Source organism: Gluconobacter cerevisiae (assembly GCF_015244675.1).
Taxonomy (GTDB): domain Bacteria; phylum Pseudomonadota; class Alphaproteobacteria; order Acetobacterales; family Acetobacteraceae; genus Gluconobacter; species Gluconobacter cerevisiae.
In genome coordinates this window covers 103501-120155 of sequence record NZ_JABCQO010000001.1, presented here as the reverse complement: position 1 = coordinate 120155, position 16655 = coordinate 103501, and the positions used below count along the sequence as shown (strand labels likewise).

At 60.7% G+C, this 16655-nt stretch carries 12 protein-coding genes; 8 read left to right on the top strand and 4 right to left on the bottom strand.

Annotated features, from left to right (window positions below):
• Window positions 1-141: 141 nt before the first annotated feature.
• The 5 genes from HKD21_RS00485 to HKD21_RS00465 all read left to right on the top strand — a co-directional run bounded on the left by HKD21_RS00485 (window position 142) and on the right by HKD21_RS00465 (window position 9176).
• Complete coding sequence (locus HKD21_RS00485) at window positions 142-3783, top strand: PAS domain-containing protein (RefSeq protein WP_228120650.1); 3642 nt, start codon at window positions 142-144, stop codon at window positions 3781-3783.
• A gap of 82 nt (window positions 3784-3865) precedes the next feature.
• Complete coding sequence (locus HKD21_RS00480; protein WP_194253729.1) at window positions 3866-4705, top strand: aldo/keto reductase; 840 nt, start codon at window positions 3866-3868, stop codon at window positions 4703-4705.
• Between the two features lie 81 nt (window positions 4706-4786).
• Window positions 4787-6025 (top strand): outer membrane beta-barrel protein, encoded by a 1239-nt coding sequence (locus tag HKD21_RS00475; protein ID WP_194253728.1) that lies wholly within the window; start codon window positions 4787-4789, stop codon window positions 6023-6025.
• A 107-nt stretch (window positions 6026-6132) separates the two neighbouring features.
• The gene (locus tag HKD21_RS00470) at window positions 6133-6609 is read left to right on the top strand and encodes a flavin reductase family protein (RefSeq protein ID WP_099286261.1); all 477 of its coding nucleotides are present in this window, start codon (window positions 6133-6135) and stop codon (window positions 6607-6609) included.
• Window positions 6610-6821: 212 nt separating this feature from the next.
• Window positions 6822-9176 (top strand): TonB-dependent receptor, encoded by a 2355-nt coding sequence (locus tag HKD21_RS00465; RefSeq protein ID WP_228120647.1) that lies wholly within the window; start codon window positions 6822-6824, stop codon window positions 9174-9176.
• Here the strand turns inward: HKD21_RS00465 and HKD21_RS00460 are convergent.
• Together HKD21_RS00460 and queF are read right to left on the bottom strand one after the other, a co-directional pair.
• Window positions 9170-9997: an aminoglycoside N(3)-acetyltransferase gene (locus HKD21_RS00460; protein WP_194253727.1), complete on the bottom strand. Its 828-nt coding sequence runs from the start codon at window positions 9995-9997 to the stop codon at window positions 9170-9172. The genes HKD21_RS00465 and HKD21_RS00460 overlap by 7 nt on opposite strands.
• Before the next feature lie 3 nt (window positions 9998-10000).
• Window positions 10001-10489, bottom strand: coding sequence for a preQ(1) synthase (queF, locus tag HKD21_RS00455; protein ID WP_099286259.1), 489 nt, complete (start codon window positions 10487-10489; stop codon window positions 10001-10003).
• A 169-nt stretch (window positions 10490-10658) separates the two neighbouring features.
• On the opposite strand from queF, the gene typA reads away from it, so the two are divergent.
• Complete coding sequence (typA, locus tag HKD21_RS00450) at window positions 10659-12479, top strand: translational GTPase TypA (protein ID WP_194253726.1); 1821 nt, start codon at window positions 10659-10661, stop codon at window positions 12477-12479.
• Between the two features lie 179 nt (window positions 12480-12658).
• Window positions 12659-13021, top strand: coding sequence for a hypothetical protein (locus HKD21_RS00445; RefSeq protein ID WP_194253725.1), 363 nt, complete (start codon window positions 12659-12661; stop codon window positions 13019-13021).
• 121 nt (window positions 13022-13142) lie between these two features.
• On the opposite strand, the gene HKD21_RS00440 is transcribed toward HKD21_RS00445, so the two are convergent.
• On the bottom strand, window positions 13143-14393 hold the full coding sequence (locus tag HKD21_RS00440; protein ID WP_099286258.1) for a D-amino acid dehydrogenase: 1251 nt from the start codon (window positions 14391-14393) through the stop codon (window positions 13143-13145).
• Between the two features lie 86 nt (window positions 14394-14479).
• Window positions 14480-15502: an NAD(P)/FAD-dependent oxidoreductase gene (locus tag HKD21_RS00435; RefSeq protein ID WP_194253724.1), complete on the bottom strand. Its 1023-nt coding sequence runs from the start codon at window positions 15500-15502 to the stop codon at window positions 14480-14482.
• A 41-nt stretch (window positions 15503-15543) separates the two neighbouring features.
• On the opposite strand from HKD21_RS00435, the gene HKD21_RS00430 reads away from it, so the two are divergent.
• Window positions 15544-16623, top strand: a complete 1080-nt coding sequence (locus HKD21_RS00430) for a glycosyltransferase family 4 protein (RefSeq protein WP_194253723.1) — start codon at window positions 15544-15546, stop codon at window positions 16621-16623.
• The last annotated feature ends 32 nt before the right edge of the window (window positions 16624-16655 follow it).

The window sequence follows — 16655 nt, the reverse complement described above, 5'->3', positions numbered from 1 at the left end:
ATACAAACGTAGGGCGCGCGAAAAAGTGGCGCATCATTCTGCGGAGGTTTCTGACAGGATACGGTAAACACCGGATCTGCTATGGAGGGGACGCAGTTCCGAGTGGGAATGTATTCGGACGGGCAGGGCTGAGGAGGCGGAATGGTGAATCGCATGCAGGAGACGGATGGAGATATGGACGCGCTGGTGCTGCATCCTTCTCCTTCCGGTGGGCGTGCGTCCATTCTGTGCAGTCATCTTCTGGCTCTTGCGGCGGCGGAAGGCGGGGGAGAGGCAGCGCTGCTGGTGCGTGACGTTCAGGGCGTGCGCATTCTTGGGGGCAGGGGGAGTGCGATTGCTGCCGAGGGCGCGGCCTGTCTCATGGATGGCCAGTCCCTCGGTGCGTGTACGGTCTGTCTTCTGCCGGTGCGCTCGGGTGCCGTGGAAGTCTGGCTGTGTGTGCGGCAGAACGCTCCGGCGCTGGAGCATGTCCGTGCCCTGTGTGGGTTGCAGGTTGATGATCTGCTGCGCGAACATGCTGTTTCTTCCTCGCAAGAGGAGGGCGTCAGTCAGGAACATGCGATCGTGGAGCGGATGGAGCTCCGGATGCAGCGTGTCGCCGACACGGTGGATGTTGCGTTCTATCGCTGTGATTTCGCGATGCGAATGGTGACGGGAGACGCGCGTTTCGCTGGGCTGTGGGGGTTGCCGCCTGAGCGTCTGGCGGTGGGAGTGCCCATCGACGAACTTCTGGCATTTCTGCACCCGGAAGACCAGCTGCTCTATGATGGCAGCATCGAGGACGACCTGCGGGACGAAGGCTGTTACGAGCTTCGTTTCCGAATTCTGGTCCCTTCGCGATCTGCGTATCCGTCCGGAAAACATGCTTCGCAAGGCACCCCCATGCTCCGGCATGTGCTGCTACGGGGTTGGCGCGAGGATGAAAGCCGACCTGACGGCCGCCGTAGTGTCGGTCTGGCAATGGACGTTTCTTCTGCGTCTCTGACGGCGGAAACCCTGCGCTCCAGTGAATCCTTTACCCGGCTGCTGCTGTCGAGCCTACCGGACTGCATCCATATTCTCGACTGCGATGGCTGTATCCGCTTCGTCAACGAAGGGGGCGTTCGGTCCATGGAAATGGACAGTCCGATCATTATGCACGGACTGCCCTGGGTGGACCTGTGGCGTGGGCAGCCGCGTCGGCGGGCGGCTCTGGCAGTGCAGAGCGCCCTTGAAGGGGAGACGGCGCGGTTTCAGGGGTATTCCATGACCATGAAGGGCACCCGCCGCTTCTGGGACGTGGTGGTTACGCCTGTTTTCGGAGAGGACGGTGACGTACAGCGTCTGCTGGCCATCGGACGTGATCTGACAGACGCAAACCAGTCTGCCGAGCGGCTTCAGCTCGCGCTTGATGCCGGTGCGATTGCCGGGACGTGGATGTGGGACGACAGTACTTCGCGTATGACGGGGGATGCCCGGCTGGCCATGACGCTGGGGCTGGACCCGGCCCGGCTGCGTGAAGGCGTCATGCCGAACATTATTTACGATGCCGTGGACCCGCGGGACAGGTTCGCCGTCGTGCAGGCCGTCACTGCAGCGACGCGGCGGGGAGGAAAATGCCGTTTTGAATTCCGGGTAGAGACCCCGGCGGGACTGCGCTGGTTTGAGGGCAATGGTCGCTGCGATCTGGGGGACGAAGGGCGCGTGGCCCGTTTCCCCGGCATTGTTTTCGATATTAACCGGAGCAAGCGTCAGGCGCTGCGACAGGCTGCGCTGGTCGAACTCGGAGACCAGCTTCGCGCCCTCGACGATACCGGCATGATGGAAGAAGTTGCGGCCCGGATCATCTGCCGGGAGCTGGATGCCAGCGGTGCGGGTTACGGTGTGATCAATGACGACGGCACCGGCATGACCGTTGGCGGAGTGGCCGAGGCCGGGCGCCCGCTTCTGGGAATGCGGATGTTCGCCGATTACGGTGAGTTCAGGTCGCTTCTTGGGGGTGGCGAGCCTGTGGCCATTGCGGATGTCCGCACCGATGCCCTGACGGCGGGATATGACGCGCGTTACGAAGCAGAAGGGATTGTCGCGTTTCTTGCTATTCCGATTTTCAAATTCGGACGTTTCGTGGGGCTGATGTTTGTTTGTCACGATGCTCCGCATGTCTGGACCAATGAAGAAATCGTCTTCACCCGCGCCGTGGCTGACCGCACTCATGCCTCTATGCGTCAGGCACGGACCCAGCAGCAGATCCGCGACCTGAATGTCATGCTCGAAGAGCGGATTCTGCAACGGACCCGCGAGCGCGACCGGCTGTGGAATATCGCGAAGGACCTGTTCGTCATCATCGACCGTCACGGCTATTACGTTGCGGTCAGCCCGAGTTGGGAAGAGATGCAGGGCTACAGGATGGACGAGCTTGCTGGTCTGAGACTGGATGCGTTGTGCCATCCCGATGACAAGCGGACAGTCCGTGACACCTTTGCGCGTCTTATGAAGGGTACGCCCTGGCCGGCTGCGGGGCTGGATGTGCGGATGCGGCGGCATGACGGCTCCTGGCGGACCTATAACTGGAGTTGTAATGACGAGGGCGATGCGATCTATGCGATCGGGCGGGATCTGACCGAACGCAACGAACTGGAGGAACAGCTCCGTCAGGCCCAGAAGATGGAAGCTGTCGGGCAGCTTACGGGCGGTCTGGCGCATGATTTCAACAATCTTCTGGCCGGAATCGGCGGGGGGCTTGAACTTCTCGGGCTGCGGATTGCGCAGGGTCGGACGGACGGTCTGGGGCGGTACATCACGGCGTCGCAGGAAGCGGTGCGCCGGGCGGCGTCCCTGACCCATCGTCTGCTGGCGTTCTCGCGGCGGCAGACCCTCGATCCGAGCCTCACGGATATGAATATGCTGGTTCGCGGGTTGGAAAGCCTGCTGCGGGGGACGGTCGGGCCGGGCATAGACCTTGTTCTTGATCTTCAGCCGGATCTGTGGCGGACGCGGGTGGACGCCAATCAGCTCGAAAATGCGGTTCTGAATCTGTGCATCAATGCCCGCGATGCCATGCATGAGCAGGGCAGCATGTTGCGGCTGAAGAGTGCCAACTGGATTTTGGGTCGCGCGAATGCCGCTGAAATGTCCATTCCACCGGGCGATTATGTTGTTCTGACGGTGCAGGACGAGGGCTGCGGGATGCCGCCCGAGATTGTTCAACGGGTTTTTGATCCGTTTTTTACGACCAAACCACTGGGTGCGGGCACCGGGTTGGGGTTGAGCATGATTTACGGCTTTACCCAGCAGTCGGGGGGCCAGGTGGACATCCGCTCCACTCCTGGGCAGGGGACCGTCGTATCGCTCTGGCTGCCGCGCTATGAAGGGCAGGAAACACTGCGCCCCGAACCTCCTCCGCTGCCTGAGGGGCCACAGCCCCGTCTTCTGGAAGGGCTGCGTGTTCTCGTCGTGGATGACGAGGAGGCGGTGCGGATGATCGTGATGGATATGGTGGCGGATCTGGGCGGGATCGTGCAGGGCGCGTGCGATGGGCCGTCCGCGAAGGCGCTTGTGGCGGAGGGGGAGCCCCCTGCGCTTCTCATCAGCGATATCGGGATGCCCGGCGGCATGAACGGGCGCGAACTGGGCGAGCAGATGCTGGCGCGCTGGCCATTGCTCAAAGTGCTGTTCATCACGGGATATGCCGAGCAGAATATCCTTGGGAATCAGGCTCTTGCACCCGGTTGCGCCCTTCTGGTCAAACCCTTCACAGTCGAGACATTCAATCGCAAACTGGCCCTTCTGCTTAACGACGACTGAACCTCTCGTCCGGGGCCTGCGTTGAAAATCCAGCACCTCACGCGCTGATGAGTTTTCTTTTAAATCCTGCAAGGAGGCAGATATGTCGTCACAGGTTCCATCCGCCGACGCCCAGACAGAGATTTCCTTTCACGATGGTAACACCATGCCGCAGATCGGTCTGGGTGTCTGGCAGACGCCTCCGAACGAGACGGCGGAGATCGTTAGGGAAGCCGTGAAACTCGGGTATCGCTCCGTCGATACCGCGCGGCTTTACAAGAACGAAGCCGGGGTCGGTGAGGGTCTGGAAGACCATCCGGAAATCTTCCTTACGACCAAGGTATGGAATGACGAGCAGGGTTACGACAATGCGCTGCGTGCCTATGAAGAAAGCGCGCGTCTGCTGCGTCGTCCGGTGCTGGATCTGTATCTGATCCACTGGCCGATGCCGGATCAGGGGCAGTATGTCGAGACGTGGAAGGCGCTGGTCGAGTTGAAGAAATCCGGCCGCGTGAAGTCCATTGGTGTGTCCAATTTTGAGCCGGAGCATCTGGAGCGGATCATCGATGCGACGGGCGTGGTGCCGGTCGTCAACCAGATTGAATTGCATCCCGATTTCCAGCAGCGCGCTCTGCAGGAATTTCACGAAAAGCACAATATCCGTACCGAAGCCTGGCGTCCGTTGGGCAAGGGACGTGTGCTGAGTGATGAGCGGATCGGGGCGATTGCTGAAAAACACGGTCGGACTCCGGCACAGGTTGTGATCCGCTGGCATCTTCAGAACGGGCTGATCGTGATTCCAAAATCCGTCAATCCGAAGCGTCTGGCGGAAAATCTGGATGTGTTCGGCTTTGTGCTGGACGGCGACGACATGCAGGCCATCGGAGGGATGGATCGTGCGGATGGCCGGATGGGTGCAGACCCGAAAACGGCGAAATTCTGAGAAATAGCTCTCTTTAGCAACATTAAGTAAAAACCGGGCCTGTGCTATGGGCATGTCTCATGCAACCGGAAGGTGGATGGCATGAGGCAGCGTTTCGGTCTGGGTCTGAGAGTGGTTTTTGTGGTTCTGCTGGCAGGTGCGCAGGCGCGTGCAGCTGGGACGCATGACAAGGCTTGGACGGATCAGTGGTTTTCCGATGTGTCTTTCGGTGCGCAGATCGAAGGCGGTGTCATGGGCAGTTCAAGCCATCCCGCGAGTAATCTCAATTTCGGCCAGCTTCTCTCGCCCTATGCCGATCAGGCCACGCTGAACCAGCTGACTTTCACCCTTACAAAACCCGTCGATCCGATCGGGGGCGGGTATGGGCTGGGGATGAACCTGCGGATGCTCTATGGCTCCGATGCCCGGAGCTATACGATCGCAGGCGTCTCCGATCGCTGGATCAATGGCCGTTATCAGGCCATGCCGGTCTTCGCCAATATTGCGCTGCATATGCCGTGGTTCACAAGCAGGGGGCTGGATGGACAGATCGGGATTCTGACGTCGCCGATGGGTGTGGAGACGCTCGATCCTTCGACACGCGCTTTCTACACGCTGGCGTATACGACCGAATATTCCACGCCCTTCGAGCATGTGGGGGGCATGTTCCAGCTTCATCTGGACGAGCATTTTGATCTTCAGTTCGGCGCGGATACCGGCAACCAGACCTCCTTCGGGCGGGGGGATAACAATGACCGGCCTGCCGGGTATCTCGGCGTGACGGGCAATGATCTGGCGGACGGGCATCTGTCCTTCACCTATCTGCTGCGGGTTGGGCCGGAAGACGCCGTGCGCGCTCTGGGGCCGAGGGCCAACGGGGCCATGCGGTACTGGAACGATCTGAACGGGACGTGGACATTCTCGAAAAAATGGAGCGCCACCGTGGAGGTGAACCAGCTTCATGACGAGGGACTGCGCGCCGATACGTGGAGCGCGGTTGTGTGGGGTGGATGGCATATCCACCCGAACCTGACCGTCAATGCGCGGGCCGAGCTGTATCGGGACAATACGGGCAGTTTCGTTGCGAGTTTTGCCGAGAATGAAGGCTATGCACAGGCTTTGCTTGGCAACCCGACGCGCTCTGTCTCCGCCCCCGCTACGACCTATGGCGCGTTGACGCTCAACACCGTGTGGCGGCCGGATGTGGGGCATCATATCAAGCTGCTCCAGCTCAGGCCGGAGTTGCGTTTTGATCGTTCTCTCAACGGCACGCGTCCGTTTGATGACCAGCACCATATGGGTCGTATCCTGTTTGGAGCGGACATGACTTTGGGGTTCTGAAAAGAAAATCCGGGCTCTGCCCGGACCCGGCAGGGATCTTGATCCCTGCACCTTGTTCGTTGCGGGAAGGAGGTGCGCTGGCCGCCGGATTATGGCAAGGAGTCTGCATGACGACTCCGAACGACACCGATTTCCGCAAGGCCATGTCCCATTTCGCCACGGGTGTGGCTGTGGTGACGGCCAAAGGTAGCGAAGGCGAACAGGGCGCGACCATCAGCGCTCTGACCTCCGTGTCCCTTGATCCGCTCCTGCTGCTGATCTGTCTCAACCGTGCCAGCGCGACCTATCGTGCGATTGCGGAAGCCGGCACGTTCGGCCTCAGCATTCTGGGCAACGACCACAAGGACGTGGCGATGCTGTTCGCCAGCCGCACAGGCGACAAGTTCGGCTCGGACGTGATCGAACGCTCGGCGGATGGCACGGCGTTTGTCCGGGATTCGCTGGTGAAGATGCACTGCGAACTGGTCGAAACATTCCAGGGCGGCACGCATGCGCTGTTCATGGCGCGTCCTGTTTCGCTTGAACTCGACGAAAACCGCGCGCCTTTGCTGTATTTTCAGGGACAGCTCGGCATTACGCTCTGACGTCTGCAAAATTCTGAAGAGATCTGACAGGCTCTCCATCCTCTGTGTGCAGGGTGGGGAGCCTGATGTGTTTTGGGACAATTTTTAATCCGGCGAAGTGTTTTTTTGGCGAAAGGAAAGCCATTCCTTCAGAAATTTGTTGCGAATGATTCTTATTTCTAATATTTGCCTCTGCAACATAACAAGACATGTCCGTAACCAAGAGGCCTTCAATGACCGGTTCGCTGCGCGCGCATATTACTTCGCTATCAGTTGCGGGAACGCTGCTGATGTCTTCACAGGGCTACGCGGCGGACCTCGTCAAAAAAGACGAAAAACCGAACCCCAAGGCGCCTCCTGCGGCAAAATCCCTGAACAGCACGCAAAGCGTTGAGGGCGCGGATGCGGAATATCTGACGGTGCAGGGACATGGTTTTAACACCATGCATGACTCCACCGGACTGTCCCGGATGCCGCAGGACGTGATGCACACGCCGCAGAACATCAACGTGGTGCCGCAGGCCCTGATGCAGCAGCAGAATGTGAAATCCCTCGATGAGGCACTGCGGAACGTTCCGGGTGTCACGACCTCCATCGGTGAGGGCGCGGGCGGCATGAACGGCGATCAGTTCCTGATCCGTGGTTTTCAGGCCCAGAACGACATTTATGAAGATGGCCTGCGGGACTTCGGCGTCTATTCGCGCGATGCGTTCAATTTCGAAACCGTTTCGGTCATCAAGGGGCCGTCTTCCGAGGTGTTCGGTAATGGAACGACGGGCGGCGCCATCAACATGGTCACCAAAACGCCCGGTCTGAAAAACCATTATAATGCAGAGTTTTCCGGCGGATCTGGCAGCTATTATCGCGGCACGCTGGACGTCAATCAGAAGATCAACGATTCAACGGCCTTCCGCATCACGGGCATGGGCGACGAGCACAATATCGTCGGGCGTGACAATCTCTATTCCCATCGCTGGGGTGTCGCGCCGTCGCTGGCTTTCGGTATCGGCAAGAGAACGACGCTGGTTCTGCAATATATGCACCAGCAGGAAAATTCGGTTCCGGATTTCGGTGTGCCGGTCGTGACAAAGCCGGGTGCGGCTTATGGTCAGCCCATCACGGAATATGGCATCCGCCGCAACAACTGGTACGGGACGGATAATGACCAGAACGCAACGAACGCCAACATGGAAACGGCCCGTTTTAGCTTCAAGCTGAACAAACACATCACGTTCTATGATGATCTGCGCGGCGGCGAGTATTACCGCACGTTTGCGGCCTCCAAAGCGACCTGCGATACGACCTGCGTGAACAACTATTTCAGCGCCGATCCATCCAAGGCGCTCGTGGCACGCTCGGGGCCGGTCGGTGCAGGGGCGGGTACGGGTGCCGGGACGTATATGGCACCGCTGCCGTATCAGCAGACGAGCTGGTCCGTGCAGAATGTGGGGTCAATGGTTGCGGATTTCCATACGGGGTTCCTGCGTCATCAGGTCGTCGCAGGCTTCGATATCGAGCGCGTCAATGACGTGCGCTCGCAGTCGACCTATCTGAAGCCCAAGCCCTATGCGAACCTCGTCAATCCGAATCCGCATGTCGGCAATCTGGATCTGGTGCCGGGCGATATGAATCCGGGTGGGCTTGTCTCGCTGGGGTCGCTGGGTGCGAAATCACACAGCAACGGATATGGGTTCGATACGGGATTGTTCCTGTTCGATCAGATATGGTTCACGAACTGGCTGTCTCTCAAGGGTGGGTTCCGCTGGGATCGCTGGCAGACGAGCTACAACATGACGGGTGGAAATGTTGCGAAGAACCCCGACCAGCATTTCCATGATGTGAGCGGGGTGTTCAACCCGAATGCCAGCCTCGTTCTGACGCCGGATTCGCATCAGACCTACTATTTTACATGGGCCAATTCCACGACGCCGATGGGCATGTATGTGACCAACGGCTCCGTACCCATCCGTCCCGGCACCAACTCGTTCGCCAGCCCGGAAAAAGCGCAGCTTTATGAACTTGGGGCCAAGTACAGCATTCTGCACGACCGTTTGGGTGTAACAGCGTCGCTGTTCCGGCTGGACAAGGGTAATGCGCTGAATGCCGATCCGGTGACCGGTGAAATCACAGGATCGTCTGACCGGCAGCGCAATCAGGGGCTTGAACTGTCCGTTGGCGGCATCATTCTGCCGGGCTGGAACGTGTCCGCCACCTACGCCCTGTATGACAGCAGCACCACCTCTTCCGCCACGAAGGCCAATCGTGGAAAGAACGTGCAGTATGTGCCGCATAATCAGGCAACGCTCTGGTCGGCCTATAACGCCTTCGCGGGCAAGCCTTACAACGTGACGTTTGGCGGCGGTCTGACCTGGCGTGAGCATGTGTGGCTGGATGCTGCCAACAAGTTCCGCGCCCCGGCGAATCTGGACTTCAGCGCCATGATTTCACACCGCTTCAACCAGCACTGGAAAGTGTCGATGAACGGCTACAATCTGGCGAACCGCCTGAATTACCAGAGCCTGTTCTCCAACCGCGCCACGCCGTCTGCTGGACGCATGTTCCTTGGCGAAATCAGCGCGTCTTACTGATCACTTTGCGGCGGCTGTTCCTGTCTGTTCCAGTGCTGTGCGGCCATGTGAATGGCCGGGGCCAGCGGGAACAGGCGTGAGGCTGCCGAACCGATATGCCCGTGGCGGAGTAGCGCGTTTCCATCAAGCTTTGCGCCAAAAGGCTCGAAACGCTCCGTCTGCGTCTCAGGGAGGCTGATGCTGATCCAGCGGCGCTCCCCATCTGTCGTGATGCAGGTTCCGTCCTGAAATCTGGGCCCGTCAGGATCAGCGAGCCGCTCGGCTAGATGTAACCCCGTGCAGGTGTCCCAGCCCGTCCCGATCATCAAAACCTGTGCATTATGGCCCGACATGGCAGCAAGCGGGGAACCGGTGCCAAACGGATCGTCTATCGGCTGATTCGCCAGAATATCCGCCGCCAGCGGCCCTAAAGCCGTGAACGAAACCTGCGGATGGGCGCTGCGCTGCACGCCGGGCCACGTCCGGAAAAACTCGGCAATCTGCCCCATGCCGCGCGTCGGCGTCAGATGCGGATCATATGGCGGCATGGTGGTGCGGATCGTCCCCCACCAGCTTTCCGGCACGGGCGGATTGCACCAGCCTGACGGGTCGCTAAGTTCGGAGGATTGCGCGGGCATGACGATCGTGCCGTCCGCGCCGACAGCCTGAAGCAGGCTCTCGATCACGGTACGTGCTCCGCCACAGACCCAGCCAATTCGACTCAAAGACGTATGGACCAGCAGCGTCATGCCGGGTGTGACGCCGAGACGTTGCAGATCCACCACTAGCCGCGCCTGCGTGACAGGGCCGCTGGAGCGGGCGATGGCGGCGGCTTCCGTCACGGTTCAGCCGCGACCACGATAGCCGGGGACATCCTGTGCCGGAATCCACACGCCTTTTGGCGGCTCGCCCGTCTGCCAGAAGACGTCGATCGGGATGCCGCCGCGCGGATACCAGTATGCCCCGATCCGCAGCCACTGCGGATCGAGCAGAGCGACCAGACGTTCGGCAATGGCGATGGAGCAGTCTTCATGGAAGGCGCCATGATTGCGGAAGCTGGTCAGGAAGAGCTTGAGGGACTTGCTTTCCACAATCCATTCGCCGGGAATATAGTCGATGACGATATGCGCGAAATCCGGCTGCCCGGTTACCGGGCAGAGCGAAGTGAATTCCGGGGCCGTGAATCGCACGACATACTGCCGCCCCTGATGCGGGGAGGGGACGCGTTCGAGAACGGCTTCCTCGGGACTCTGCGGCGTTGTGGTGGCGCGGCCGAGCTGGCTAAGAGCGTCGGTGCCGGGGGCGGAGGGACCAGTGGGCTGGTGGTTGGACATGGTCTGAGTTCCTCAAAGGGACGGTGTTTTGTGAGATGTGGCCCAGCTTTCCCGCAGGCTCAAGACATCTTCAGGACGAAAAGACAGTGACAGAGTTTGCATATTGGCGGGATTCGGTGCAGAAGACGGCGCAAATCCTCTCTTCGATGCCTCCCGTCTGGAAGACCACATGGAACTCCGTAATATCGCCATCATCGCGCACGTCGATCATGGCAAAACCACGCTGGTTGACGCGCTTCTCAAACAGTCCGGCTCTTTCCGCGACAATCAGCATGTTGCTGATCGTGCGATGGACAGCAACGACCTCGAACGCGAGCGTGGCATCACCATTCTCGCCAAGTGCACGTCCGTTGTGTGGAAAGAAACCCGCATCAACATCATCGATACCCCGGGCCACGCCGATTTCGGCGGTGAGGTCGAGCGTATCCTGAGCATGGTGGATGGCGCGATCATCCTCGTCGATGCCGCTGAAGGCGCGCTGCCGCAGACCAAGTTCGTGCTTGGCAAGGCACTGGCCCGTGGCATCCGCCCGATCGTCGTCGTCAACAAGATCGACCGTTCCGACGCCCGTCCGGACGAAGTGCACGAAGAGATCTTCGATCTGTTCGCGTCCCTCGGCGCCGACGAGCACCAGCTCGACTTCCCGATGCTCTACGCTTCGGGCCGTCAGGGCTGGGCCGATCTGGAGCTGGATGGACCGAAGAAGGACCTCGCTCCGCTGTTCGACCTCGTGCTGCGCCATGTGCCGCAGCCGAACGTGGACAAGGATGCGCCCTTCGGAATGGTTGCGACCATCCTTGAGAGCGACAACTTCCTTGGCCGTATCCTGACGGGTCGTATCGATCAGGGCCGTGCGAAGGTGAACATGCCGGTCCGCGTGCTGCGTCCGGATGGCACGATTGTCGAAACCGGCCGTCTGACGAAGCTGCTGTCCTTCCGTGGCCTCGACCGCGTGCCTGTGGATGAAGCCGAAGCCGGTGACATTGTCGCCGTTGCCGGTCTGTCCGATGCGACGATTCCTGACACCATCGCTGATCCGTCCATCAACGAGCCGCTGCCGTCCCGTCCGGTTGATCCGCCGACACTGTCCATGACGTTCCGCATCAACGATGGCCCGCTGGGTGGTCGTGAAGGCAAGAAGGTGACGTCGCGCCAGATCCGTGACCGTCTCTTCAAGGAAACCGAAGGCAACGTGGCCATTAAGGTTACGGAAAGCCCGGAAAGCGAAGCCTTCGAAGTTGCTGGTCGTGGCGAACTTCAGCTCGGCGTTCTGATTGAAACGATGCGTCGCGAAGGCTTCGAGCTGACGATCGGCCGTCCGCGCGTTCTGTTCCGTGAAAACGAAGAGACCGGCGAGCGCGAAGAGCCGTTCGAAGAAGTTCTGGTGGACGTGGACGAGCCGTATTCGGGCGTTGTCGTCGAGAAAATGTCGCTCCGTAAGGGCGTCATGCAGGACATGCGTCCGTCCGGTGGTGGAAAGGTGCGTCTGACGTTCCTGATCCCGTCGCGCGGCCTGATCGGCTATCATGGCGAGTTCCTGACCGATACGCGCGGTACGGGCCTCATGAACCGTCTGTTCCACGGGTATCTGCCGTATGTCGGCACGATCGAAGGCCGTCGTAACGGCTCGCTGATCTCGTCCGAAGACGGTCAGACGACGCAGTACGCGCTCTTCGCCCTGCAGGATCGTGGCACGATGTTCGTCGATGCTGGCGAGAAGATCTACACAGGCATGATCCTGGGTGAGCATTCCCGCGAGAACGACCTCGACATCAATGCGGTCCGCGAAAAGAAGCTGACCAACATGCGTGCCTCCGGCAAGGACGAAGCCCTGCTTCTGACGCCGCCGCGCCGCATGAGCCTTGAGCAGGCCATTGCTTACATTGAAGACGATGAGCTGGTTGAAGTGACGCCGTCCGCCATTCGTATCCGGAAGCTGTATCTGGACCCGAATGAGCGCAAGCGTGCTACGAAGACCCGCTCACACTAAGCCGTCCATTTCAGGGTGGATTTCAAGAAAAGGCGTGTTCCGTTCGTTCGGGACACGCCTTTTTCTATGGGCGATGAGGGACTTTGTCTGAATTGAGGCGTATTCGCACACTGCACGCGTAAGAGACTGAAATTTCATAAAGTTAATGCGCGACCGTACGAAGCGGGAATGATAACGTCATGGACGAGACCACTTCAGACCGTCTGAATGTGATCGGTCTTTATTCTGTTATGGAGCCTCGTTTCCAGATGCGTCTTTTCAATCTGTCCCTGATCGCCGCCGTTTCTGCTCTGGCTCTGACGGCCGCTCCGGCATTCGCCGATCCTGCTACGACGGCGGCTCCTGCTGCACCGGCCGCTGAAGCTCCGGCCCCTGCAGCCGCAGCTCCGGCCGCTCCTGCAGAAGCCGCTCCGGCTGCTGAAGCCGAGACGCCCAAGAAGAAGCATTCCGGCAAGAAGCATCATCACAAGCACAAGCATCACAAGAAGACGTCCGCTGCGACGGATGCCGCGCCGACTGAAGACGCTGCGCCGTCCAACTGAGGTATTTTCGCCGGTTCTTCTGAAGACCTGCGGAAAGCAAAAAGGGGGTCTGCTCATGGCAGACCCCCTTTTTTGTGCTCTGGAGCGTCCGTAAACCGTGCTGGCTTACGGACGGACTGTATCAGTAGCGGTCGAGCGACAGGTCGAGCGACGGAATGGCCGTCTGGCGACCGGAGATCTGGTCAGCGACGATCTGGCCGGAGCCTGCGGTCATGGTCCAGCCCAGCGTGCCGTGACCGGTGTTGAGCCACAGATTGCCGTAACGCGGGGAAGGCCCGACGATCGGTGTACCGTCCGGCGTGCAGGGGCGCAGGCCGGTCCAGTATTTCGCGGAGGACAGGTCCCCGCCGCCATACATTTCGCTGAAGGACAGTTCCAGCGTCTCGCGACGATCCGGGCTGAGGCGCAGATTGAAGCCGTTCAGCTCCGCCGTCCCGCCGATGCGGATGCGATCGCCCAGACGCGTGATGGCGACCTTGTAGGTCTCGTCATTGACGGTCGAAACCGGGGCGCGGCTTTCGTCCGTGATCGGCATGGTCAGGGAGTAGCCCTTGACCGGATAGATCGGCAGACGCAGTTCCAGCGGCTTGAGGAAGCGCGGAGAATAGCTGCCGAGTGCCAGAACATAGCGGTCCGCCGTCATGCGTCCTGCGCTGGTGCGGATGCTGACGATGGCGTCGCTGGCGGCTTCAAGAGCCTCGATCGTAACGCCGAGATGGAACTTCACGCCCTTTTCCTCGGCCATTTTGGCCAGACGACGCGTGAAGAGATGGGCATCGCCCGTCTGGTCGCCGGGGAGCAGCAGACCGGCCTTGAGCAGGTGTCGCGCATGGGCGAGGCCGGGCTCGCGGGCGAGGATTTCGTCCACGGTCAGCAGCTTGTGTTCGACGCCGCTTTCCGCCAGCAGGCGCATGTCTTCGGCGGCATATTCGACCTGACTGTCCGTGCGGAAAAGCTGGATCAGGCCCTTCTGGGCACCGTCATAGGTGATGCCGGTCTCGGCGCGCAGGGCGTCGAGACGGTCGCGGGCATATTCCGCAATCCGCAGCATCCGGCCCTTGTTGATGTCGTAGGCTTTTTCCGTGCAGTTCATGAGCAGTTCGCCCATGAAGCGGAACATGGCCGTATCGAAGCGCGGGCGCACGACGAGCGGGCTATGCTTTTCGAACATCCATTTCGCGGCCTTGAGCGGCAGGCCCGGCATGGCCCAAGGGGTCGAATAGCCGGGAGAAACCTGTCCTGCATTCGCGAAAGACGTCTCCAGACCCACACCCGGCTGGCGGTCGATGACTTCGACTTCATGGCCTTCCTGAGCGAGATACCAGGCCGTTGTAACGCCGATCACTCCGGCGCCCATGACGATGACTTTCATATCTGTCCTGCTGTGTTGTCGTCTGTAGAACCGCCCTGAACTGACCGTAATCGGCTCAGCGCCACGAGAAACTGTGTCCTGCGCCGTTAGCCCGGAACGCCCTTGCTGGTGGAATATTCGAAATGCAGGGCCGTGTCGGGATGAACGATGGCATGGATGGCATGAGCTGCCATGGCGCCTTCGGAGAAGCCCTGAAGGATCAGCTTCAGCTTGCCCGGATAGGTCGCCACGTCCCCGATCGCGAAAATGCCCGGCGTGCTGCTTTCCAGCGTGGCCGGGGTGACGGGGACGGTGTTGCGATGCGTGTCCAGCCCCCAGAGCGCGATCGGCCCCAGATCGGTGGACAGTCCGTAGAACGGCAGAAGCGCATCGGCTTCGATATGCCGCGATGCGCCTTCAAGGGTCGTGACTTCCACGGTGGAAAGGACGCCCTCCGTGCCGTGCAGGGCATGGAGTTGATAGGGCACGACCTTCTCGATCTTCCCGGCCTCAATCTGCTGTTCGATACGAGACAGCGTCTCGGGCGCGCCACGGAAGCGGTCCCGGCGATGCAGCAGATAGATTTTCTCGGCGACATCGGAGAGGGACAGCGCCCAGTCCAGCGCAGAATCGCCGCCGCCCGCGACCACGACGCGCTTGCCGGTAAAGTCGGCGCGCTTCTTGACGTAATACTGCACCGCGCCCGTGCGTTCATAGGCTTCGAGCCCGTCGAGCGGTGGGCGGTTCGGGCCGAACGCACCGGCACCGGCGGCGATGATGACGGCCTTGGCGCGGATGATGTCGCCGCGCGCGGTTTTCAGCGTGAAATCCCCGCGATGGCCTTCCAGCGTCTCGACCCGCGAGCCCAGCAGACGGGGCACGTCGAACGGGGCGATTTGCTGTTCGAGGGCCTCGATCAGCGCGCCGCCTTCGATGGCGGGATGGGCCGGAATGTCGTAGATCGGTTTTTCCGGATAGAGCGCCGCACATTGTCCGCCGACACTGTCGAGGGCGTCGATCAGGACGCAGGACAGTTTGAGCATGCCACATTCGAACGCGGCGAAGAGGGCGGTCGGACCGGCGCCGACAATTGCGACATCGGTGTTGAGGGTGTGGGGTGCAGTCGTCATGATCTGTTTCATAATCGGTTTGAAGGGCTTGGGGTAGGGCATTGAACGTACGATATACGTTTGTAATTCAGGACCTGAAGGGCCTCGGCGGGACGGAACGTTCGGCCTGTGCTGTCATGAACGGGCTGGTGCGCCAGGGCTGCGACGTGCGGCTCGTGGAACTGGTCGGCGCGGGCGCTCCGGCCTTTCCCCTGTCGCCTGACATTCCCCTGACCGCGCTGTTCGACCAGCCGGTAAAGATTTTCAATTCGTGGTTTCGCATCGTCTGGCGTTTGTCGCGTTTCCTGAAACGGGAGAAGATCGACACGCTGGTGGTCGTGGAGTCCACCCATGCGCTCTATGGCGTGGCGGCCGCGAAGCTGGCGGGTGTGCGCTGCGTGGTGTGGGAGCATTTCAATTTCAACGTGACGCTTGATCGTCGCAAACGGGTCTGGGGGCGGCAGATCGCCGCGCGTTGGGCCGATGATGTGGTTGTCCTGACGCAGCGGGACATAGCGTTGTGGCGCGAGGGGACGACGGTCCGTGCCCGGCTGACCGCCATTCCGAACATGGCGCCTCCTGTGACGGAGCGCCTCTATCCATCAGAGTCCCGGCTGGTGCTGGCGGCGGGACGTCTGACGGAGCAGAAGGGCTATGACCTGCTGCTGCGGGCCTGGCGGATCGTGGAGCAGGACCCGGCGAGCATGGGCTGGGATCTTCTGATCCGGGGGGATGGGCCGGATCGTGATGCCCTGCTGCAACAGGCGGAAGGATTGCATCGCGTGACGATTGCGCCAGCTATCGGAGGCATCGACGCCGATTATGCCCGCGCTGCCCTGTTCGTGGCCTCTTCGCGTTATGAAGGGTTGCCGATGGTCCTGCTTGAGGCCCTGTCGGCGGGGGTGCCGGTCGTGGCGTTCGATTGTGAGACGGGGCCTGCGGAGATCGTGCGCGACGGCGAGACCGGGTTGCTGGTCCCGCCGGAAGAGCCGGAAGCTTTGGCCGTTGCCCTGCTGGAGCTGATGCGCGCACCCGAACGACGTCAGGCCATGTCGGAGGCGGCCCGGCTGCGGGCCGCGGCGTTTCAGGAAGGTCCCGTCATGGCACGCTGGATGGAGCTTCTCCAGAACGGCAGTCGCTGACCGGCTCTCGAACGCTCTTGCTGGCACAGGGG

Coding starts and splice junctions, on each gene's coding strand:
- HKD21_RS00445 (WP_194253725.1), top strand. CDS start 12,659: ATGGACGAGACCACTTCAGACCGTCTGAATGTGATCGGTCTTTATTCT.
- HKD21_RS00480 (WP_194253729.1), top strand. CDS start 3,866: ATGTCGTCACAGGTTCCATCCGCCGACGCCCAGACAGAGATTTCCTTT.
- HKD21_RS00465 (WP_228120647.1), top strand. CDS start 6,822: ATGACCGGTTCGCTGCGCGCGCATATTACTTCGCTATCAGTTGCGGGA.
- typA (WP_194253726.1), top strand. CDS start 10,659: ATGGAACTCCGTAATATCGCCATCATCGCGCACGTCGATCATGGCAAA.
- HKD21_RS00485 (WP_228120650.1), top strand. CDS start 142: ATGGTGAATCGCATGCAGGAGACGGATGGAGATATGGACGCGCTGGTG.
- HKD21_RS00475 (WP_194253728.1), top strand. CDS start 4,787: ATGAGGCAGCGTTTCGGTCTGGGTCTGAGAGTGGTTTTTGTGGTTCTG.
- HKD21_RS00435 (WP_194253724.1), bottom strand. CDS start 15,502: ATGACGACTGCACCCCACACCCTCAACACCGATGTCGCAATTGTCGGC.
- queF (WP_099286259.1), bottom strand. CDS start 10,489: ATGTCCAACCACCAGCCCACTGGTCCCTCCGCCCCCGGCACCGACGCT.
- HKD21_RS00440 (WP_099286258.1), bottom strand. CDS start 14,393: ATGAAAGTCATCGTCATGGGCGCCGGAGTGATCGGCGTTACAACGGCC.
- HKD21_RS00470 (WP_099286261.1), top strand. CDS start 6,133: ATGACGACTCCGAACGACACCGATTTCCGCAAGGCCATGTCCCATTTC.